This is a genomic window from Oscillibacter sp. 1-3 (genome assembly GCF_000403435.2).
GTDB lineage: Bacteria > Bacillota > Clostridia > Oscillospirales > Oscillospiraceae > Oscillibacter.
The window spans coordinates 1,218,756-1,239,299 of the sequence record NZ_KE159703.1 but is presented as its reverse complement, the minus strand read 5'-3'; the positions used below and the strand labels follow the sequence as shown (position 1 = coordinate 1,239,299).

Genomic DNA, 20,544 nt, shown 5'->3' with positions numbered 1-20,544 from the left:
AGCCTCCGGGGCGTTTTCCGTTCTCCCGCCGTCACATGCCCAGCAGCCGCCGGGCGGTGGATACATTGCCGTGTTCCATCTCCTGGAGGCGGGCAACCGCGGCGGCCTGGGCCTCCGGGTTGGCGGCCTGGGCTGCCGCCCGGTCCACCATGGCCCTCAGATTCTCCGCCGTCAGGGCGTTCAAGTCCGTGAAGAGCTCCTGCCCGATATACCGCAGGAAGGCGGAGACCTTGGGATCATACACCACCCCAGCCAGAGGGATGCCCTGCCCGGCGGCAAAGATCAGGGCGTGGAGCCGCATGGACACCACCGCCTCCATCCGCGCCAGAGCGCCGATGATGGAGCCCGCGTTTCCGGCGTCGTCCAGGAAATAGTGGGGGATGTCCTCCAGTCCCCGGGCGGCCGTCCGGTTGGCGGCGGAGTCCGGACCCCTCTCCACGGATACAAATACCGGTGTCAGGCCGTAGGTCTCATAGGCGTACCGGGCCGCCTGGCCGAAGAGGGGGGCCTTCTCCGCGAAGCCGGGCCACTGGCGCAGGGCGAAGCAGAGATACCGCCCCCGGGGCGGAATGCCGGCGCGCAGGAGGACGCTGTCCACCACATCGTCCCCCGCGGGGCGCAGGGTCAGGGCCGGGTCCGCCGTCAGCAGGATCTCCGGCTTTGTCACCCCCATGGACTTGAGCTCCTCCCGGGAGTCCGGCTCCCGCAGGGTGATGACGTCCACATACCGGTTCAGCGCCCCGGCGGAGAGCTGGCGGTGGTTTCCGCGGGTGACGGGTCCGATGCCGCAGCCGTACATCTGCACGGCGCAGCCCGCCCGCTTGGCGGAGCGGATGTTCAGCAGGTAGAACCACAGCGACCGCCGGGAGGTCACGTCCTGAATGAGGCTCCCGCCGCCGTTGATATAGAGCTTTGCCCGTTTCATGGCCCCCAGCCAGCCGGGAACGTTCATCCGGCTGACAGCGCGCACCCGGCAGCGCAGCCGGGTCTCCCGGGGGTTCCTGGACAGCACAGTCACCGGCATATCCGGGTCGATGGAGCGCATTTCCTGCAAAATGGCCTCGAGAATGGCGTCGTCCCCGGCGTTGCCCCGGCCGTAGGCCCCGCAGATCACCACGCCGTCCCGGGCGGTTCGGGGACGGCTGTGCCGCCGGAGGATCTCGCCGTAGATGTGCATCTGGGTGTCCACGGTCTTCTGGATGGAGAACTGGGAGGAGGCCTTCTGATAGAGCCGTTCCCCCATCTCCCGCCGCAGGGCGTCGTCATTGCCCAGCTCCGCCAGACGGCGGCCCAGGGTCTCCCAGTCTCCCGGGGTGAAGAGATAGCCGTTGACGCCGGTGTCGATGAGGTTGGGGATTCCCCCCACGGCGGTGGAGATGGTGGCCAGATGGAACCGGGCCCCCTCCGTCAGGGCGTAGGAGAAGGTCTCGGACAAGGAGGTGAGGGTGTTGATGTCCAGGGCGCTGTAAAACCGGTCCATGCCGCCGGAGATCCACCCAGCAAAGGTGACCTGCCGCTCCACGCCCAGCTCCCGGGCCAGGTCCCCCAGCTTTCCCCGCTCCTCACCGTCCCCGGCGATGACCAGCCGCAGGCGGGGGCACGCCCGATGCGCAGCGGCGAAGCCCCGGATGAGGGTGGACATGTCCTTCACTGGGTTCAGCCGGGCGGCGATGCCCACCACCACGGAATCCCCGTCCACATCCGCCCCCAGCCCCCGCAGGTACTCCAGCCGGTCTCCCTGGATCGGCGCGGGGGTGAAGTCGATGCCGTTGTAGATGGCGTAGAACCGGTCCGGGGCAAAGCCCCGGGAGATCAGAAGGTCCACCATGGCGTCGGATACGCCGATGCGGTAGTCCAGCCGCCGCAGGGCCAGGGCGTTGATGGTGCCAAAGGTCAGGCGGCTGAGGGGACGGCCCATGTAGTCGATGCGGTAATCGCTGTGGATGGTGCTGACCACCGGCAGGCCGGTGGATTTTTGCAGCATGGCGCCGATCATGTTGGCCCGGGAGCCGTGGCAGTGAATGATCTGGTAGCCGCCCTCCCTGATATAGGCCGCCAGCCGCCGCTGGATGCGGAAGATGTGGTTTCCCGCCATGATCTCCGTGGGAATGCCCATGGCCCGGGCCTCCTGGGCAAAGGGGCCGTCCCGGAAGCACACCAGCTGGGCGGTAATGGTTCTGTTCAGATGCTGCAGCAGGCTGAGGACGTGGGTTTTGGCCCCGCCGGAGTCTCCGCCGCTGATGAGATGGATGACCTTCATAAAAGAGCCTTTCTTCAAATGAGGAATGAGGGCCTGTTCACATCAGACAAATGCGCGGCTTTCCGCTTTGGGAAATTCCGAATTGTCTCTTGTGTATTGCCGCAAAGTATTATATAATACTTTGGAAACCTTGTCCAGAAGATATGGAGGAGACACATGGAACAAAAAGCAAAACGGGTTGGAAAATTCAACATCATCGACATTATCGCCGTTATTTTGATTCTGGCAGTGGCGGCATTTTTGGGCTGGAAGCTGCTGGGGCCGGACGACACCGCCGGCGCGCCCCGGGAGATGACCAAGGTCACCTATGTGGTGAAGGTGGAGGGCGTCCCGGCGGAGCTGTATGAGAACTGCGTCACTCACCTGCCCTCGCCGCTGATGGCCTCCGGAGCCCTGGTAGGGGGCAAGATCGTGGCCGTAGACCAGGAGCCCTACTACGTCCTCAGCGCAAACGGAGAGTGGATTTTGGACGAGAGCCACACCACGCTGCTCTTCACCGCGGAGACGGAGACCCCTACGGCGGCGGTGATGACCACCAAGGTGGGAGATCAGGAGGTCCGCATCGGCAAAACGGACTACATCCTCAAAAGCGAGTTCATCGAGTTTGCCGACGGCACTATTGTGGACGTCCGCTGGGGCGAGTGAGAGATTTGATAATCTGAAAGATTGAGGGACGGCGCTTTCGCGCCGTCCCTCTTTTGACGCCGGAGACGCGGCTATTTCTGTCTCTGCGGGCGGATGTCCAGGGCCCGGCACACCTGGGCCAGGGTCAGTCGGTACACGCCGTACATCAGGGCGGACACCGCCGCCACCACCATAAGCGCCGCCAGGAGGCCCGCCGCCTCGCTGGGTGTGATGCCCGCGGGGCTGCCGTTGAAGTACATAATCATAATGTAGAAGGCGTAGATGAGGCCCGTGCCCGTCAGCGCCGGCACCAGGAACACCCGCTTGATCTGCCCCCGGACGGATCGGCGGAGGTAGACGTTGGAGGCCCCCAGGTGCCGCAGGTCGTCGTAGACCTTCCGGTTTGTCAGAGCGATGGTCATACACCGGGTATAGGCAATCACAAACACGGCGGAAAAGCACACCACGGCCACAAAGACAAACAGCATAATAAACACTGCGGTGGTCTTCACAAAGTCCGCCTTGTCCATCACCCGGAACTGGGGCATATACTGCCAGCTCATCCGAAAGGCGGAGCTGTCCCGCTGAGCGTAGTCGATGACAGTAAAACCGTATTCCGCGCAGTTCTCCCGGTCCAGGAAGTAAGCGCCCTCCTCCGCCAGGTACCGGTCCCGGACCACCGGGTCCCAGCCGCTGAACTGAGCCACCTCGATGGTGGAGCGGTCCACAATCTCGTTGAACAGGGCTTTGGCGAAGTCATAGGTCTCCTCGCAGTTCTCCACGTTGAAGCAGACCTGGGTCTCCCGCCACTCCTCCGTCAGGCCCGCCCCCAGGGCGGCAAAGTCGGCGTCGTTCATCACATAGCGGGCAAAGAGACTGTCATAGCGCAGGGGCTCCAGGGACGTGACGGGGAGCTGTTCCCCGGTCAGATAGTTGGTCACGAGGCTCTTGTCCGGGGCAAAGCCCAGCCTGCTCCCCTCCGTGTCGACGACGCCGCGAATCTCGCCGCCGGCCAGGTCCACATGCTCCCCCGTCAAAGCCTCGTAGCCGGAGGTGGAAAGAAACAGCTCGGTGCTCATGACTTCATTGTACTCCGCGCGCCAGGTGGTGCCCATGGGGCCCTCCTCCTCAATGTGGTCCTCGCCGTCCACCGCCAGGCGGAGCATGGGGACGGCAGCGAAGTCCGTGACAGTCACGCCGTACTCCTCCGCCAGGGCCCGGACCTCATCCTCCAGGGGGATGTCCAGGTCCGCCCGGAAGTTATAGACGTAATCCACCGGACGCTGGTCATAGGAGATCATGGACCCGGTGCCCAGCATGGGGGTGTAAAAGCTGCCGAAGTACGCGCCGGCAATCAGCAGGGTCATCACCAGCATGTTCCGCACTGTCTGGCGGCCCTGAAAGCGCATCTGGCTGGTGGCGATCAGGTCCTTGTAGAGCCTCTTTTTCCCGTTCCAGCCGTTGACCACCGTGTGCAGGAGAATCATATAGAGACCAATCAAAGCGGGGACGTAAAAGACCGCGGTCAGCCCCTCGGGGGGATACCAGTGGAGAACGCTTATGAAGAAGAAGGAGGACATATAGCCCAGAAAGCCCCCCAGGGCCAGCAGGCCGATGCCAACGGGCCCGTACCACCGGGGGACATCCCGGATGGGCTCGGACTTGTGGGACTCCTGGACGATGTCAATGATGTTGGTCCGCTTCACGGACCGGCTCCCCAGAAGGAACATCATGACAATCACAAAGGCGGAGAAGGCCAGGGACCAGACGTAGGCGGCGGGGTTGAACACCAGGCGCATCTCCTCCGTATCCACCACGCAGAGGCGGAACACCTGCCACAGCACCCAGGCCAGGGGCCCGCCCAGGGCGGCCCCGGCGGCGCAGGAGCCCAGGGAGATCACCCCCAGCTCCCGGTACAGCTCCCTGCGGACCTGAGACCGGGAGGCCCCCAGGGCCAGGAATACGCCGGTCTCCCGGGACTTTTGCCGGAAGAAGAGGCCGGAGGCGTAGGTGGTGAAGACGGCGCAGCCCAGAACCGCCAGGGCAAAAATCATCATGATCTGCTTCCGGCTGTCGCCTCCCTCAGGGAGGACGTTCAGGATGGTGGGGGCCCGCATCATGCAGACGTAGGCCGTAATCAGCAGCACGGAGAAGAAGCAGCAGCCGGCCAGAAGCGCGTACTGCTTCTTGTTCTTCCGGCGCATCAGGGCGTAGACCTCAGAAAAATGTTTCATTTTAATCACCTTTCCTCAATTAGGAGTCAGAGCCGGTTCGCAGAAGACAAACATGGGGATTTCCGGACGAATTTTGCCGGATGCAATGCCAAAATTTGCAGGTGTACTGGCGTACGTCAAAAATCATTCACGCAGCAGCTGAAAAAATTTTCCGGCAAGCCCTGCGTTTGGGCTTCTGTGAACAGGCCCTGGGACGTTCGGTCCCAGAAAATTCCTATAGCAGTCTGCAGTTTGCGGACAGCGGGCCGCCCAGTGATCGGCACTTTTGAATCCCGTTATAATTCCTCATTCCTAATTCTCCCCGCGCCCCATCTCCCGGATGGCGTCCAGCAGCAGGTCCTGGAATTTCTCCCGTTCCGTGCCGCCCTTCTCCAGCGTCTTCCACACCACGCCGTCCCGGAGGATCACCACCCGGTCGCAGAAGGAGGCGGCGTAGGAGTCGTGGGTCACCATGAATATGGTGGCCTCCAGGGCGGTTTTCGCCTGCTCGAAGGAGCGGATGACGGCCCGGGTGGACTTGCTGTCCAGGTTTCCCGTGGGCTCGTCGGCCAGGATCAGCAGGGGGTGATTGATGAGGGCCCGGGCCACGGCGGTGCGCTGCTTCTCGCCGCCGGAGATCTCCGCCGGATACTTGTCCCGGATGTTCGGGATGCCGAAGACCTCGCACAGCTGGTCCGCACGGTTCTCCACCAGATCGGAGACCTGTCCGCCGATGATAGCGGGCAGGAGGATGTTCTGGCGCACCGTCAGGCCGTCCAGCAGGAGGAAGTCCTGAAAGACAAAGCCCAGCTGCTTGTTCCGCACCTCTGCCAGGGCGTTCTCGTCCAGGCGGGCCAGTTCCGTCTTTCCCAGGCGGATGCTGCCGGAGTCCGCGGGGATGTAACAGGAGATGCAGTTCAGGAGGGTGGTCTTGCCGGAGCCGGAGGGGCCCATGACCGCCACGAACTCTCCCTTATCCACCGCCAGAGACACGCCCTTGAGGACCTCGTAGGAGATTTTTCCAACCTGATAGGATTTGCGCAGATTTTCAACCGTTAACATAGCATTCATTCCTTTCTGAACAACAGCGTAAAGATGATGGAAGGGACTGCCGCAGAGATTCGGGGAGCCGCTTGGATGGAACCGCGGGAACCGCCTCACAGCAGGAAGCGGATCACGGCGATGACTGCCAGATGGGCGGGGTAGAAGGCGTAGAAGAACCACTTGGGGATTTTCAGCCCGGAGCGGGTGGGGAGGAAGATCAGCGGCGCGGCCAGCAGGGCAAACACAGCCCAGTCCACGGCGAAGCCGCCCAGCTTCAAGGCCAGCGGGTCCTCCAGATAGCCGCCCCAGAGGCAGGGCAGGTAGGTCAGCACATAGAGGGCCGCGCCAATTTTGGGGTGGTTCCGGCAGAGGAAGAAAATCAGCATCAATTGAATCCCGATGCCGGAATAGTCGAAGTTCCACCAGCTCACCGCGAAGAAGGCCCCCAGGAACAGCCACCACTTCCGCTCCTTGAAGCCGTACATGGCAAGCAGGGAGAGAAACAGCGTGAAGAAGATGTTCCAGTTGGTCCAGTTCCGGTCCACCATCCAGTCATGGGGGTGGAAGGCCAGGACGTAGAAGGGCTGGGAGACCAGGGCGAACACCGCCAGGCGGCCCAAATACCGCTTGACGTCCCGGGTGTACAGCAGGCCCACGGTCATGCAGTAGCAGAAAATCGGAAACGCCAGCCGCCCAATCCAGCGGAAGGCTCCAACCTCCGGGAAGAAAGCGCCGCCGATGTGGTCGACAAACATGGAGACGATGGCGACGAGCTTCAAGAGGTCCGTGTCCAGGTTGGTTTTCAGCCGGGGCCCGGTTTCGGGGACCGCCGCCGGAGTGGTCAAAGCGTGCCGGATGGCTGGGATATTCATGGGAAAGTTCCTCCTTTTGTTTCTCTGGGTCCAGATTAGCGCAAAAAAACGGCCCCCGCAAACGGGGCCGTATCCTTTGGCGGTTTTGTTGTAAAGTTTGGCGGCGGGAGGGTTCGCGATGTCATTTTTGGAGGCTTTGCCGTCAAGTTTGGTTTGGAGAATCCCGCCGGATATGGTACAATGGGCACAGCAAACAACAAGGAGTGATTTGATGCTGCGAATCGGCATCTGCGACGACAGCGCCGACGCCCGGATTGCCCTCCGGGCAGCCCTGGAGCGGGCCCTGGACCGGCGGCGGGGAGCGGGAACGTTCTTCGAGTTCTCCTCCGGCGAGGGACTCCTCCGCTGGCTGGAGAAGCACGCCGGGGAATTGGATATGGTCTTTCTGGACATTGAGATGGGAGAGCTGGACGGCATGGAGACCGCCCGCCGCCTCCGCGCCGCCGACGAGGGGCTGCAGCTGGTCTTTGTCACCGGATACACGGATTACGTCTTTGACGGATATTCCGTGGGGGCGCTGGGGTATCTCATGAAGCCGGCCCAGCCGGAGCGGCTGGACGAGGTGCTGGACCGGGGGCTGGAGGCCCGTCTCCGGGAGGAGGACAAGGTCTTTCTCTGCCGCAGCGGCGAGACGATGTACCGCATTCCCAAAAAGGCCATCCTCTATTTCTCCTCCGACCGGCGGCAGGTCTCCTGCGTCTCCACCGCCAGGACCTATACCTTTTACGGCAAGCTGGACGAGGTGGAGCGCACGGTGGGAGACAGCTTTGTCCGGGTCCACCAGCGGTATCTGGTGCGGGCCGGAGCCGTGGAGCGGATGGATGGAGGCCAGATCTTTTTGGGAGAGGAGGTCCTGCCCGTCAGCAGGGCTCACCGCTCAGCGGCCTTGGCCGCCCTGGCCCGGACGGCGCTGGAGGGCTAGGCCATGTCTCTGATGACGGTCCTCGTCCGGACGGCGGAATATGTGCTGATCACGCTTCAGAATTGGTTCTGGTTCATCCCGGTGCTTGTCAGCGGCTTTTTTCTCTCCCGGCTTGTGTTCGCGTTTCTGCCGCTGAGGCCCCGGCGGGGCTGGCGGGTTGCCCTGACCCTGTTTCTGGGCCCTGTTTCCGCCACGATTATCTGGCTGGGGGATACCAATTTACTGTTCACTCTGCTGGTGTTTTTCCCCGTGCTTTTACTGTCCTCCAAGGGGGACCGGGTGGGACGGCTGGCGGTGACAGTCATTTTCTTCTGCCTCATCATGCCTGTCAACGCCGTGCTGGATACCTATTACGCCCCCGCCATGGCCCATTTTGATCTGGACAATGTGTACTATTATTCTGAAAAATTAATCCGGAGCGGAAGCTGGGGCCTCTTGTACCTGACTTCCCGGAAACGCCTGCCGGAGCGCCCGCCCCGGCTTTCCCCCCGGCTGTGGAAGCTGGTGCTGCTTTTAGCCGCCATGCCGTTCAGTTCCCTGCTGGCGGTGGTGCTCCTGCCGCTTCTTCAAGAGGATTATCTGTACTCCGATTTTCTTCTCCACGGCCTGATTATGAACCTGGGACTGGTGGTGCTGCCCTTTGTGTTTTTGACCTCCCTGGCCCTGCTGTACGCCATCCGGGTTCTGGAGGACCATGAGCGGCTGGAGGAGGCGGATAAGCTGGCCTCCCTGCGGGAGAGCTACTACCAGGGCCTCCGGCGGGAGGAGCGGCAGGTGCAGACCCTCCGCCATGACCTGCGCAACCATCTGACGGTGGTCCAGGGCCTGCTGGAGCAGGGGGAGACCGACGGAGCCGCCCGCTATCTCGGAGAGATAGCGGCGTCTCCCGCCATGGGCGGGAGACGGATCCTCTGTGAGAATGAGACGGCCAATATTGTCCTGGCCTCCAAAGCGGAGGCCATGGAGCAGGCGGGGCTCACAGGAGACTTTGCCGTTTCCCTTCCCAAGATACTGCCCATCGCGGACATGGACCTGTGCGCCCTGCTGGGCAACGCCCTGGATAATGCCATAGAGGCCGCGGTACAGGCGGAGGACAAGCAGATCACCATCCGCTGCCGTGTGGATAAAGGCCTTTTCATGCTGCGGGTGGAAAACGCAGTGGAAGGCGAAGTCCGCCCGGACCTTGCCACCACCAAGGCGGACAAGTCCGTCCACGGCTTTGGTCTGGCCGGCATGCGGGAGATTGCCGAGCGCTGCGGCGGCAGCCTGGAAACCCGGACGGGAAGCGGCCGCTTCGAGCTGGTGGCCTGCATTCCCCTGAGCGGGAGGTAGGATGGTGGCGGACGAAGCGGCAGTGTCAGTGATAAAATGCAAAAAACGCGGAGAAAAATGAACCAGCCTTGATTTTCGAACTGTTTTATCGAGAATCAACGCTGGTTTTTTTTGCTTAAAGCCTTGCAAATCAAGGCCTTTGAAAAACCGGTTATTTAGGTTGGAATCATAAAAAACGTAAAAAGTGAAAATAAAATTTGAAAATGCGGGATTTTGAACACAGAAAACGAGATAATCATTTACTATTGCTTCTCTCCATGTTATACTTATGTTAAAAATTATATAGAAGGCGGGGACATATATGGCAGACTTAGATTTTATTCTTCAAGGATTATCCGCTACAGAAGATCACTTTGCGTCTACACATCATGTTTTTTCGTTGCCCAATGTAACGACCGGCATTGTTGCTTCTGCATTTATGAACGCGGCCGGAGCAAGTATCATCGCGGAAATGGTAGCGCCGCTTTCTGATCGCATAAAGGTGTTTGTAGGCGTCCGGAACGATGTCACAACTTTACAGGCAATCCAAACGCTTGTCAGTGACGGCATCTGTCCCATTCTGGTTGATACGGCAACACAGGCTTTTATATTCCATCCCAAAGTATATTTGACTCGCAATGCTGAACAGGCCCGTTTGATCATTGGCAGCGCAAACGCGACGACAGGGGGATTGATCAGGAACATTGAAGCCAGTCTATACGCGGAATTGAATATGCATGACCCCAATGAGGTAAACGTTACAGATAAGATACTGAATTCATTTGAAGAATTGCTTTCAAGGTTTCCTGAAAATGTATTTCAAATTTCTCCCGAAACTGACCTGGACACATTTGTGACGCAGGGAATATTAATTGACCAAAATAATACACAGTATCGTACCCGAATGAGGGCAACCGGTTTCGCACGGACAGATATCCGCAGGAGAATGCAGCTGCGCACAAGAACCCTTCCAGGAATCACCCGCACCGTGCGGCAGAATACCGAAAGAGTCCAAATTCAAGGTTCTCCAACAGGAATTGTCACGGTTAGAAATGACCGGCTTCTTTGGAAAAGCCGTGGCTTGACCCGGCGGGATCTAAATATCCCAACAGCGGCAGGAACGAATCCAACAGGATCTATGTTATTCAAAAAGGGAGATGAAACACAGGACATTGATCCGCGGAGTTATTTTAGAGGAATTGTATTTGCCAGCGAAAATTGGGTACATGATACTGCCCCAGCTACCGCTCACATGGAACGTTGTCTGTGCAGATTTAACATCATCATTAAAGGTGTCGATTACGGGGTCCACGAGCTGCGGCTCTCCCACAATTCAAGAACAGACACCCGGGCGTACGAACAGCACAATAGTATGACGCAAATCCATTGGGGCACAACCGTTAAACCGTTAATTGCACACGAGGATCTGCTGGGCTGCATTCTTACGCTTTATGCGCCAGAAGAAGGAAGCAATGTCTATACCTTGATATTTGACGACGATGAATAACAAATGATGCTGCCCTAAAGCGGCAGCATCATTTTATTATCTATCTGTGGCAATTCGTTGACGGCGCAGCTGCAATCTAAAAAGTGCTTTTCTCAAAATAGCGATGTCAGCCATGTCTATGTCAGAAATATTTGAAAATAAGAGTTCATCTTGTTTTTCTAAAAGTGTCCTTCCCTCCATCTGACGGACGTCTTTATTCAGCTCATCAATATTTTGCCCCACACCCTCCATATACGGTACAGTTAGGCGTTCAATTTCAGAGGGGACCAGTTCCAGAACCCCGCCGCCATAAAAACGGCCTTCAAGCTCCGCACTCAAAGCAGTAACGGAATTCAAAAAACAGACCACAAGTGTTGCGGCGTCAACATCTACATCCGGCGTAATGCGATAAGCGGTATCCGTTGTGTATGCGTTCATCCTGTTTAATATTAATCTGGGCATTCCATTACTCCGCTTAAGCATACTCACAGGAGTGGAGAACACGGAGGGCACTTTATACCAGGGACTTCTGATCCGGCACTTGTACCGTGACGGAATATTTTGGGAGATGCCAATCGCTAAATACTCCCCATATACATCGCCATCCTGCTCACTGTCAAAGTATAAAAAGTTGCTTGGGTATCCCTTCTCTCTATTTTCATTGTGCTGATTATAATCATAAATAATTCCCGGACAGTGTTCGCTGCGGCCAAACATGGGATGGGCCTTTGCAGATAAAGAGTACCGTTGAACGACTGCATCAGATACGAGAAAAAATTTGTTGGCTCCAGTCACAATACCCACGTCTACATTGGCAAGTTCACGGAACGCAAACATTGCATCAGATGTACATACTCTTTTGTAAGCGGCAAATTCTTCTTTGGACAAGAGTGCATACGTCCACTTTTCAGGCAGTAAATGTCCGGGAATATACTCCGCATGTTCAAAAAGCTCATACGGATTGCCATTTGCAAAATCAACTCCCCTTGTGCGAATAATACCAACATGGGATTCCTCGCCAGGGTCACCCTTCTTCTGGGCCATAAGCAGCATAGCGCCCTGCAGGGTGTTATCAAACCAAAGATCCTCTGGATCAATCAGAAGTATTTTACTGCACGATGACAATAAATATTTTCGAAGGCCCTGCGCATATAGCACATGGAGGATTTCCGATGGAATGACCATTCCGATCACACCGCCCGGAACAAGAAACTCTATAGAACTGACCACAAAGGGAATCCACAAATTTGTGTGTTTGGTAAACTTCATCTCCAGCAAGTCAAATATCTTCTGAGCATTTGCCTGCTGCTCCTTTTCAAGATACTGGTATCTTACAAAAGGAGGATTGCCCACAACCGCATCAAATTTTTGCGGTGATTTAGACTGTATATTATCAATTGCCCACGCAAGAAAATCTTGATGATGTAAAGACAGCGTGGCGTTCGACACAAATGATTTCCTGCGGCATGTATCAAGAGCACAAGAGTCAATATCAAAACCGAGTAATTCTAATTTTTTAACGGACGATTCTCTTATGACCGCGTCAAAAAAAACACCGTCTCCACAACTGGGTTCAAGGACAGAGCAAACGCTATAATATTTTATCCAACGCGCGACAAAGCCTGCTAACCAATCCGGTGTATAATAACTGCCTTTCAGTTTTTTCTCATCTTCATTTGCTTTGAAATTCATATTATTCACCGGTACCTTCTTTGCGGTCATTACGAATTTCCGCAATATCGCTAAGTTCGCAGTTCAGCGCAACACATATTTTTTCAAGGACTTGTGTTGTCACGGTTTCGTTTCGCCCTAATTTGGCAACAGAAGATGCGCTGATACCGGACAATTTTTGAAGATCTTTCTTCTTCATATCTCTGTCGATCAACAGTTTCCATAGCTTTTTATAGCTGACAGCCATATAGTCACCTCATAAGCCATGATAACATAGATACTCCAGAAGAGCAACATAATCTCTGCGTTTTCGGATAGAAAATACGAGAACGAATATATAATTCTCTTTACGGGTCAGGATCACCCAATAAAAACTGGGAAAACTCAGGAAACCTTAGTGCAATAAAGTTTTTTCTGCTGCAAATGAAATCTTCCCCCCTCCATGGCCAAGGTTCGAAAGTGGGCGTTTGCTCCAGATGGACATTGGACGAACACCTATTATTTCAAAGACGGTTTCACCGTGATGGTGTGGCTCTGATGTTTTTACCCATTTATTCAGTTTTTCCATGTGCTCCCTGCCAATCTGCAAATTCGCGCTGACCCTGTGACGAGTTGTCAAGGACTTTTTAATACTGTTCACAGAATGGTAAAGCTGGCAGCTAAGATGCTCAAGGCAATCCATGCTCAAGAGAACACGAAAGCTGCCCGGGAGAAAGTGAAAGCAGTCGTAGAGGAACTTCGTTCCACGAAACTGAAAGAAGCCGCCAAGAAGGTAGAAGATGGTATTGAAGAGACGCTTACCTACTGCGATTTTCCCCGCGAACACTGGACGCGCATCCGTACCAATAACGTCATAGAACGGCTCAACCGGGGAATCCGCCGCCGCACCCGCGTGGTGGGCTGCTTCCCGGATGGCAGCGCTGGTACTTGGCTTCGGGGAACACCTCGCCCACCGCTTCCAGCATTCCCAGGCACTTGTCCCCAACAATGAGCTTCACCCCATCCAAGCCACGACTGCGGAGCCACTGGAAGAAGTTCACCCAGCTGGCCTTGTCCTCCTTCATACCCTCAGCAGCACCCAAAACCTCACGGTATCCGTCCTCATTTACCGCAATTGCCACCAGAATAGCTACATTTCCGTACTCTCCGCCCCAGTTGCGGCGCAGGTAGATGCCGTCCACATAGACGTAAGGGTAGCGGCCACACTGCAAGGGACGATTCCGCCAATCCTCAATGTGGATATATGGTTTCTTATTCAGCTCGCTGATGGTGGCCGGGGACACCTTGCTTCCCCACAGAGCCTCCGTGATGTCCTCTACCCGGCGCACCGAGACGCCGGCCAGGTACATTTCGATGAGAGCCTCCTCTACACTGCTCTCCCGCCGGTGGATATAAAAACGGCGGCTTTGAATAATCAAAACCGCCGCTGGAAAGAGCGTTTGGACATGAGGAATCGGCCTGCCCAGCAGCGTTTTTTTCTTTTCTGCCGCTGGGCAGACTTGGTTTTTATTGACTTCTATTTAGGCCATCCCAAATAAACCGCAATGAGGACAAACACAATTCCGAGTGCGATAAGGATGATAGGCCACCCCTTTTGCTTTCTGCGGGAAATCCCGATTGCAACAAACAATATCCCCAGCAGCATTGACGCAATCATTGCAAAAAATCCCATTTTATTTACTCCTTTCAAGACGGATTACTCTATTATGGCGATTGGCTATTTCCAAATCATGAGTTACAGTAATGATGGTGGTGTTAAACTCTTTGTTCATGCTAAAAAGCAAGGTTACAATTCTTTCTCTGTTCTCCACATCCAGGGATGCCGTAGGTTCATCTGCCAAAATAATTTGAGGTTTCATGATGATTCCTCTGGCAAATACGGCTCTGGCTCTTTCTCCGCCGGAACATTCAAGAGGTTTCTTTTTTAGTATGTATCTGATCCCAATCGCGCTGACGACAGTATCGAAATCCTCAATCTCCCCGGCACCCTTTTTGTCAGGGCTGGCATAAAGAAACGGCAGTTTGATGTTATCTTCAACCGTCAAAGAGTTAATGAGCGCTGACTCTTGAAGAACAAAGCCAATCCGTTGATTTCGCCATTGCGCCAACTGACTTGTATGTAACTGATCTGTCGGAGAACCGAAAAGCGTATATTCACCGGAATAATTTCGATCAAGCAATCCCATGATATTGAGCAAAGAACTCTTGCCTGCTCCCGATTCTCCTACAATAGCGATTTTTTCACCGGCGGTGACTTCAAGCCTAAAATCATTTAGTATTGAAATCTGCGCCTTTTTGCTCTTATAGATTTTTTCTTTAACGCTTAGATCAATAATCTTCGTCATTGCAATACCCCCAAGGAGATTGGAACCTTTTTGATTTTCCACAACATACTTTCGACAACAATTATTCCGATAGCAATATCAGAAACGACAACCAGCAACAAAGCCAGCCAGTCCATTCCTATCAAACCAAACAATCCGTAAGTGGCAAAGGTAGCGTCTTTCCTTAACCAGCACCCGTATCGGTTAAAAGCGGTGAATGTGGCAATCAGTGCTACATTAACAAAGGAGAGCATCCCAAAGTAACCATAAAAAATTCTTTTCAGCTTTGAGTAGCTTAATCCAACCAACAGATTGATCGTAAAGTCTTTCAGCATTAAGCGAACACTAACCAATGCGTTCCAAACAGAAAGACAAGTTATGACGATCAGCAGAATAATGGTCGTTATGAATATAATTTTTAGTGAGTGAAGATAGTATTCGTTGAAATAATCGTAGTTTTCCTTTTGGCTAAAGAAATTGAAACTTAGACCCAAATTATCTTTGATAACCTCACTCAAATCCGCTATTTCTTCTTTTGAGGTGTCCAAAAGTATAATGTCCATGAGGCCATTAAATTTGATGTCCATGTTCGCATGATTGATAAATTCCTCATTCACTGGAAAGAGGATTGAGAAATTATAGTATGCCTTAGAGTTGAGGGCATAGAAATTAGAGTGGCAGGCGTTTTGCTTCAACACGCCCTGAACCTTTAGCGTCAAAGGCCGACCAAGAACAGATTCTTCCAGTTCTATTGTTGCTCCAACGGGATATGTTTTGCTTAACCCTTTTCCTATTAAAACAGGGATTTCCCCGTCTAATTGGTAATCAAAGCCCAAATCTGTCCCTTGTGAAAGTTCAAATTCATTTAATCTATAATACTGCTCGTTCAGATAGCCCAATGATATTTTCATATCATCGCCGTTGGGAACAGATACGATAAACCCGTCTGTATAAAAAGCATACTTAAAGCTGCTGTTCAAATAGTCGTATACTGCTTGTGTTCCGCTTTCGCGAACTATGCTCATATCAATATGACTGTTTGGGTCTAAGTTGGCGATGTAAACTCCCTCTTGATTTACATACTTTGTTTCCTGATACCCTTGAAATGTTGACAAAATGGAACGAGCAGCAGTAAAGGTTATGTAATTCGCCATGAGAAGCAACAGCATGATACCGATACCAAGTATCGCTTTTCTCAAAAATATCTTTGAAACAATGAACTTAAATATTTTCATATTTCCGTACCCGCCTTGCGCTGATTAGTATGTATGTGACAAAAATAGGGACTAAATAAAAATTGTTGGCTAAATTGAAACCAAAATGGAGATTTACCAAAGCCGATAAAAGATTAACGAAAATTAGTACTGTGAGACAGTCCAGCACATATCGAATGGTGATGCTAAACACAGTACCGCCTACAAGTATTCTGCAAAATATTTCTGTCTTTTTCCTCTCCAGCATTTGATAATGGAACACTATCACAATGAATGTAAACAGCAAAACAATCAATGGCTGGTAATCAATGAAATTTTTCAAAAAAGCCTTTAGAATATAGGCGTCCAAATCCAAAGCCCTTGCATAATCCAAAAGCAAATTGAGAGAAAAGCAAAAAATATATACAATACTTAGCTCGAACATATCCGTTAACCTAAACAGAGATTTTTTCATGCCTTTTCCTCTATCGCCTCGAAGTGTTCAGCTTTGCTTTATAAAGAGATTTTCCCGTCAGCATTGCAAAATAAAGCAGTATAGCAACCAGGATAATAATACAAAAATCTCGTTGCGATGAATATGTCGTGAAGTTAAATCCTTTTGTGCAAAGCTGCGCTGCCATATAGGAAATCGGGAACGGTATAGCCCTGTCAATCCAAACAGCGATTGCTTGCTTATTTCTTAATAGCACTCGTAGAATTGCAAGGACAAGTAGGGCAAGAAAAGCTAATAGGAAATACGGCATCAGGATCAGCCTTGGCAGGGTTACGCCGTTTTCTTCCGTGTTTTGATTTGCCCCATAGATCAGTACATCCTCGGAGCCATCATTTTGAGCATAGAAAATCTGAATTTCAGTTTCACGGTCAAAAGGTATCACCATATTTTGTTTTCCTCGATTAGACAAATGTAAGTCCCAAGTGGTAGTCCAAGCATTTATGCGATAAATTGCCGTTTCTGCTTTATTGTCAAACACTTCATTACAGCTATACCCTGTCACCTCGCTATCAAAGGTGATGATAACGCTCCCATCAGGGACATCAATCACATTGAGCAGGTTATCAGAATAGGGGAAAAATTTAGGTGATGTCAAAATCCCGAAAATAATCGTCACGATAGCACAGGCCAAGATCGCCGTGAAGCAAATAGTCTGCAAGCGCCTGATAAATAAGTCCCTCTTTACCCTTTTTAACGGCACAATATCAGTATCAGGGGCAGCATCAGGGATGAAATGCGTAGCTTTCTGCATACGCTCAAACTCCGCATGGCACTCCGCGCAATGCTCAAGATGTTTGCTAACAAATTCCCTTGTGTCTGCACTTACCATATCTTCTACATAAAGCGGAAGTATGTCTTTGATTAAATTGCATTTATCGCTCATTATTGGCCTCCATTTGTTCCGATATTTTGTTTCTTGCCCGGTGATAAGTGACACAGGCCCAGTTATCTGTCTTTTGGAAAATTTTTGCGATTTGCTTGAAACTCAACTCTCCAAAAACCCGCAGCATAAAAACTTCCTTATATGGTTCGGCTAAATTGTGCAACAGCAGATGTATTCGCATAGCATCACTTCGGTTTATTATCTGTTCCTCAATGGTGTCTATGTTATCTGTAAATTCAATATCATCAATATCTACAAGCCCTTGTTGCTTTTTCAAGTGAGAAAAGTAACAGTTTTTTGCAATTTGACAAAGCCAAACGCGAATATCTGTATCGCCGCAAAAAGCATCTATTGAGCGCATTGCTTTGAAGAATGTTTCGCTTGTGATCTCCTCCGCCAGACCTTCGTCTTTTGATAGCTTTTTAAGAAAGAGAAATACATCATTAAAGTACCTTATATAGATTTCCTCAAATTCATCTTTGGAACCTGCCACTTTCTCACCTCCTCCCTTATAAGACTTCGCATTTCAAAAAATCTTACAAGGTTTTTGAAATATTTTTGAAAACAATTTTTCCCACATAGGCTTGTGTAGAGCGGATACCCCTCATGGCACATTTTGGCCTTGTTTGAAAAAAGGCGGAATGCCCAACGGCGAGAGATATTTTCGCCAATCAAGGCAAATTTTCGCAGGTAGGCTAACGCCCGGCAAGAAAATTTAACGCAGAGTGGCGGATAATGATCCACCGTTTGGCGTTTCGTCTTTTTTCAAACAAGGCCTAAGCCCTAGCTCCACTCGATCCTCCTTTTCACAGGTCAGTGCGAAAAAATCCGCCTGGGCAAGTATAGCTGCCAGCGGGGCCCTTCCCCCTTTGGCCGTTTGCGGAGGAGCCGCAATTTGATGGAAATTTGAATGATTGGAGCGAAAAGAAAAACGGCCGCCCCGTTAACAGGGAACAGCCGCTTTGACATGGGCATGGGAATATGAGGAGAAATTTTTGTGTTTTATGGACGACTTATATTCTCGACAAACCCGCCAATATATGCTATGCTGATAAAAGAAGTGAAAGTAACTCTGCGCGAGAATCTCCAAAAGCGAAATCGTTTAACACGCCTCTTCCAAACGGTCTGCGGAAAATTGCACCTATTGCTTTTGTCGATCAGGCTCTTTAGAAAGCGCCCTCCGAACATCCGCAGGCTTTGTTTCAAATATGCGGATCCCGCCCTGCATATGTCATGGGCGTATCATATCAGGGCCTGTTTACATACGCTAAACGTGAACAGACCATCGGGAAAAAGATATTTGTAAGCTCAACGATAAGGTGATCTATCGCAAATTCCGCGGTCATTGAAGCGTTTTTTCGGTCAGCCGCAATTCTAATCACATGGTTTTATAGGGGTGTAAATTGGAATGGAAGAGAACATGGGTCCGTCCAGTCAATATCGAGATATTTTTTTGACATACGGCACGGAGAGGCACCTGGATAAAAATCAGTATTTGTTAGAGCGCGGGAGTCCCGCAACAGAACTCTGGTACATTACAAAAGGGATTATTCGAGCCTTTTGCGCCGGCTATGACGGTGAAGACATTACTCTCTTTTATATTTCCGAAAACAACGTTATATATAATGAAGCGCTTCTTCCAAACTCCGTCATCATTCAGGACGGGCAGGCAATCACCCCTCTGGACTTCTATACACTCTCGGCAGAAAAGTTTTTGCAGGTTGTACCGTCTAAAGAATTGGTCTTTGAAACCCTGTTCTCTCATGTCATAGATCGAATTATTCTATATCATGAATATATCCTGTGCTCCCATTTTCATGAGAGCAATAAACGCATCGCATATTTTTTGTATACCTGTTATAAGCGCTCAGGCACCGTCGTCCCGTATACCCACGAGCAGATTGCCGCCATCACCGGGGTCAACCGGATTTCTGTCAACCGCATTCTCAACGATTTTTCCAAGGAAAAGATCCTCTCGCTGGGTTACCGGCACATCAAGATCCTGTCTGCCTCCCGCCTGGCTGAGGTTTTTAATTCCGTCGGATTCTTTTCAGATAAGCCGGATTGAGCTCTCACCGGATTTCCCAAAAGTCCGGACATCTCTCAGGCGGGATATTTGCGCTTTTGAGCACGGACATTTTGGACGGTCTTACCGGCAGGGCGCCGGAGTTTGCTTTCAAACCGTCAAAGCGCCGCTGAACCTATGGAGAACCTATGGACAAGCGTACGCTTTCTTCCAGAGCTGACCAGCTCCTCATGCTGGCAGCTCTCATTTTATTTCCGTCCCTCCTGATGATCTTCCATGGGGTTTGCGGACAGATAGCCGTGCAGGTACCGTTTCAAACGCACAACAAGGGAGTTCCGCTGATTCTGCCGCAGGCAGATAAGGCAGAGATCAACTTCTGTTGCGGGCAGAACGGGGACGGCCGCAACTTGATACCGTCTCGCAAAGGACCGGGGCCCCAGGGCAATGCCCTTCCCGCGCTGGATCAAAGACATCACCGCGTCCAGATTGTCCGCACGGTAGACTCTGCCGGGCTGCACACCGTATTTTCGGCAGTTTTCCCGCATGATCAGATCATCCAAGGACCCTTCGGAGCCCGACACCACCGTTGCCCCCTGCAATTTTTGAAAGGGAAAACTCTCCCAGCCAGAGCGCGAATCCTCCAGGGGAAGCAGCACGCACTGCCGCTCTTTCAGCAATGTGAAGGCGGAGAACCGCTCCTGGTGCTGAAACAGCGGAGCGGGCGGCAAGCGGTCAATCGCCAGATCCATTTGCCGTTTCTCCAGGGCTGCGAGCGTGTTCTCGCCGCTGTCGGTGATGAAGGCGACCTCCGTATCCGGGTGCTGATTGAAAAAAAAGATCAGCGCATCCACCAGCCCGGTGGAAAAGGCCCGGGGCCCCACGCCGATCCGCACCTGGCGGCAAACGGCATTTTGCAGATATTTGGTCTCCTCCTGCAGCTTCTTCCACGCCGCCTCCACAGATTTGGAGGCCTCACAAAACGTTCTGCCGGCCGCGGTGAGGGACACGCCCTGGTGCTCCCGCCGAAACAGCTCACAACCCAGCTCTTCCTCCAATTTTTTGATCTGAGCGGACAGGGCCGGCTGAGAGACATACAGGTTCTCAGCCGCCTTGGACACATTATGCTGCCGCGCCGTCTCCAGCACGTATAATATCTGTGTAATGGTCATGCCGATTCATCTCCCTCATCCATAACCAACGC

Annotated in this window: 19 protein-coding genes and 1 pseudogene; 6 read left to right on the top strand and 14 right to left on the bottom strand. The window is 52.8% G+C overall.

Annotated elements, in window-relative coordinates; genetic code table 11:
* Positions 1–31: 31 nt before the first annotated feature.
* Positions 32–2,260 (bottom strand): polysaccharide pyruvyl transferase CsaB, encoded by a 2,229-nt coding sequence (gene csaB, locus C816_RS05950; protein WP_016321514.1) that lies wholly within the window; start codon positions 2,258–2,260, stop codon positions 32–34.
* 156 nt (positions 2,261–2,416) lie between these two features.
* On the opposite strand from csaB, the gene C816_RS05945 reads away from it, so the two are divergent.
* Positions 2,417–2,905: a DUF4330 domain-containing protein gene (locus tag C816_RS05945; protein ID WP_016321513.1), complete on the top strand. Its 489-nt coding sequence runs from the start codon at positions 2,417–2,419 to the stop codon at positions 2,903–2,905.
* Positions 2,906–2,976: 71 nt separating this feature from the next.
* Here the strand turns inward: C816_RS05945 and C816_RS05940 are convergent, their stop codons facing one another.
* From C816_RS05940 to C816_RS05930, 3 genes are all read right to left on the bottom strand, one after another.
* Positions 2,977–5,118: an ABC transporter permease gene (locus C816_RS05940; RefSeq protein WP_016321512.1), complete on the bottom strand. Its 2,142-nt coding sequence runs from the start codon at positions 5,116–5,118 to the stop codon at positions 2,977–2,979.
* A gap of 291 nt (positions 5,119–5,409) precedes the next feature.
* Positions 5,410–6,159, bottom strand: a complete 750-nt coding sequence (locus tag C816_RS05935) for an ABC transporter ATP-binding protein (protein ID WP_016321511.1) — start codon at positions 6,157–6,159, stop codon at positions 5,410–5,412.
* 95 nt (positions 6,160–6,254) lie between these two features.
* Positions 6,255–7,013: a TraX family protein gene (locus C816_RS05930; RefSeq protein ID WP_016321510.1), complete on the bottom strand. Its 759-nt coding sequence runs from the start codon at positions 7,011–7,013 to the stop codon at positions 6,255–6,257.
* Between the two features lie 211 nt (positions 7,014–7,224).
* Here C816_RS05930 and C816_RS05925 point away from each other — a divergent pair, with 211 nt between their 5' ends.
* From C816_RS05925 to C816_RS21620, 3 genes are all read left to right on the top strand, one after another.
* On the top strand, positions 7,225–7,935 hold the full coding sequence (locus C816_RS05925; RefSeq protein ID WP_016321509.1) for a LytR/AlgR family response regulator transcription factor: 711 nt from the start codon (positions 7,225–7,227) through the stop codon (positions 7,933–7,935).
* 3 nt (positions 7,936–7,938) lie between these two features.
* On the top strand, positions 7,939–9,267 hold the full coding sequence (locus tag C816_RS05920; RefSeq protein ID WP_016321508.1) for a sensor histidine kinase: 1,329 nt from the start codon (positions 7,939–7,941) through the stop codon (positions 9,265–9,267).
* Positions 9,268–9,568: 301 nt separating this feature from the next.
* Entirely contained in the window at positions 9,569–10,753 is a 1,185-nt protein-coding gene (locus tag C816_RS21620) for a phospholipase D family protein (RefSeq protein ID WP_016321507.1), read from the top strand.
* A gap of 36 nt (positions 10,754–10,789) precedes the next feature.
* On the opposite strand, the gene C816_RS05905 is transcribed toward C816_RS21620, so the two are convergent.
* The 3 genes from C816_RS05905 to C816_RS24790 all read right to left on the bottom strand — a co-directional run bounded on the left by C816_RS05905 (position 10,790) and on the right by C816_RS24790 (position 13,085).
* A complete protein-coding gene (locus C816_RS05905; protein ID WP_016321506.1) occupies positions 10,790–12,454 on the bottom strand; it encodes an Eco57I restriction-modification methylase domain-containing protein in 1,665 nt (554 codons plus the stop codon).
* On the bottom strand, positions 12,426–12,650 hold the full coding sequence (locus tag C816_RS05900; RefSeq protein WP_016321505.1) for a helix-turn-helix domain-containing protein: 225 nt from the start codon (positions 12,648–12,650) through the stop codon (positions 12,426–12,428). Before C816_RS05900 ends, C816_RS05905 begins: the two co-directional genes overlap by 29 nt.
* Before the next feature lie 147 nt (positions 12,651–12,797).
* On the bottom strand, positions 12,798–13,085 hold the full coding sequence (locus tag C816_RS24790) for a hypothetical protein (RefSeq protein WP_242832147.1): 288 nt from the start codon (positions 13,083–13,085) through the stop codon (positions 12,798–12,800).
* Here C816_RS24790 and C816_RS22475 point away from each other — a divergent pair.
* Positions 13,047–13,394 carry a transposase gene (locus tag C816_RS22475; RefSeq protein ID WP_371254360.1) on the top strand — a complete coding sequence of 116 codons (348 nt, stop codon included), beginning with the start codon at positions 13,047–13,049 and terminating at the stop codon, positions 13,392–13,394. The genes C816_RS24790 and C816_RS22475 overlap by 39 nt on opposite strands.
* On the opposite strand, the pseudogene C816_RS05890 reads toward C816_RS22475, so the two are convergent.
* The 6 genes and pseudogenes from C816_RS05890 to C816_RS05860 form a co-directional block, all read right to left on the bottom strand.
* Positions 13,318–13,788: pseudogene (locus tag C816_RS05890) on the bottom strand (transposase); the annotation flags it as partial. The gene C816_RS22475 and the pseudogene C816_RS05890 overlap by 77 nt on opposite strands.
* A gap of 131 nt (positions 13,789–13,919) precedes the next feature.
* Positions 13,920–14,075: a hypothetical protein gene (locus C816_RS24200; protein WP_016321503.1), complete on the bottom strand. Its 156-nt coding sequence runs from the start codon at positions 14,073–14,075 to the stop codon at positions 13,920–13,922.
* A gap of 1 nt (position 14,076) precedes the next feature.
* Positions 14,077–14,748: an ABC transporter ATP-binding protein gene (locus tag C816_RS05880; protein WP_016321502.1), complete on the bottom strand. Its 672-nt coding sequence runs from the start codon at positions 14,746–14,748 to the stop codon at positions 14,077–14,079.
* Positions 14,745–15,962, bottom strand: a complete 1,218-nt coding sequence (locus C816_RS05875) for a hypothetical protein (protein ID WP_016321501.1) — start codon at positions 15,960–15,962, stop codon at positions 14,745–14,747. The genes C816_RS05880 and C816_RS05875 overlap by 4 nt, the downstream gene beginning before the upstream one ends.
* A 443-nt stretch (positions 15,963–16,405) precedes the next feature.
* Positions 16,406–17,317, bottom strand: coding sequence for an anti-sigma factor family protein (locus tag C816_RS21615; protein WP_016321499.1), 912 nt, complete (start codon positions 17,315–17,317; stop codon positions 16,406–16,408).
* Positions 17,307–17,810 carry an RNA polymerase sigma factor gene (locus C816_RS05860; RefSeq protein ID WP_016321498.1) on the bottom strand — a complete coding sequence of 168 codons (504 nt, stop codon included), beginning with the start codon at positions 17,808–17,810 and terminating at the stop codon, positions 17,307–17,309. Before C816_RS05860 ends, C816_RS21615 begins: the two co-directional genes overlap by 11 nt.
* 915 nt (positions 17,811–18,725) lie before the next feature.
* On the opposite strand from C816_RS05860, the gene C816_RS05855 reads away from it, so the two are divergent.
* Complete coding sequence (locus C816_RS05855; protein WP_040654664.1) at positions 18,726–19,385, top strand: Crp/Fnr family transcriptional regulator; 660 nt, start codon at positions 18,726–18,728, stop codon at positions 19,383–19,385.
* A 206-nt stretch (positions 19,386–19,591) separates the two neighbouring features.
* Here C816_RS05855 and C816_RS21610 read toward each other — a convergent pair whose 3' ends face one another.
* The gene (locus tag C816_RS21610) at positions 19,592–20,512 is read right to left on the bottom strand and encodes a LysR family transcriptional regulator (RefSeq protein ID WP_016321496.1); all 921 of its coding nucleotides are present in this window, start codon (positions 20,510–20,512) and stop codon (positions 19,592–19,594) included.
* Between the last annotated feature and the right edge of the window lie 32 nt (positions 20,513–20,544).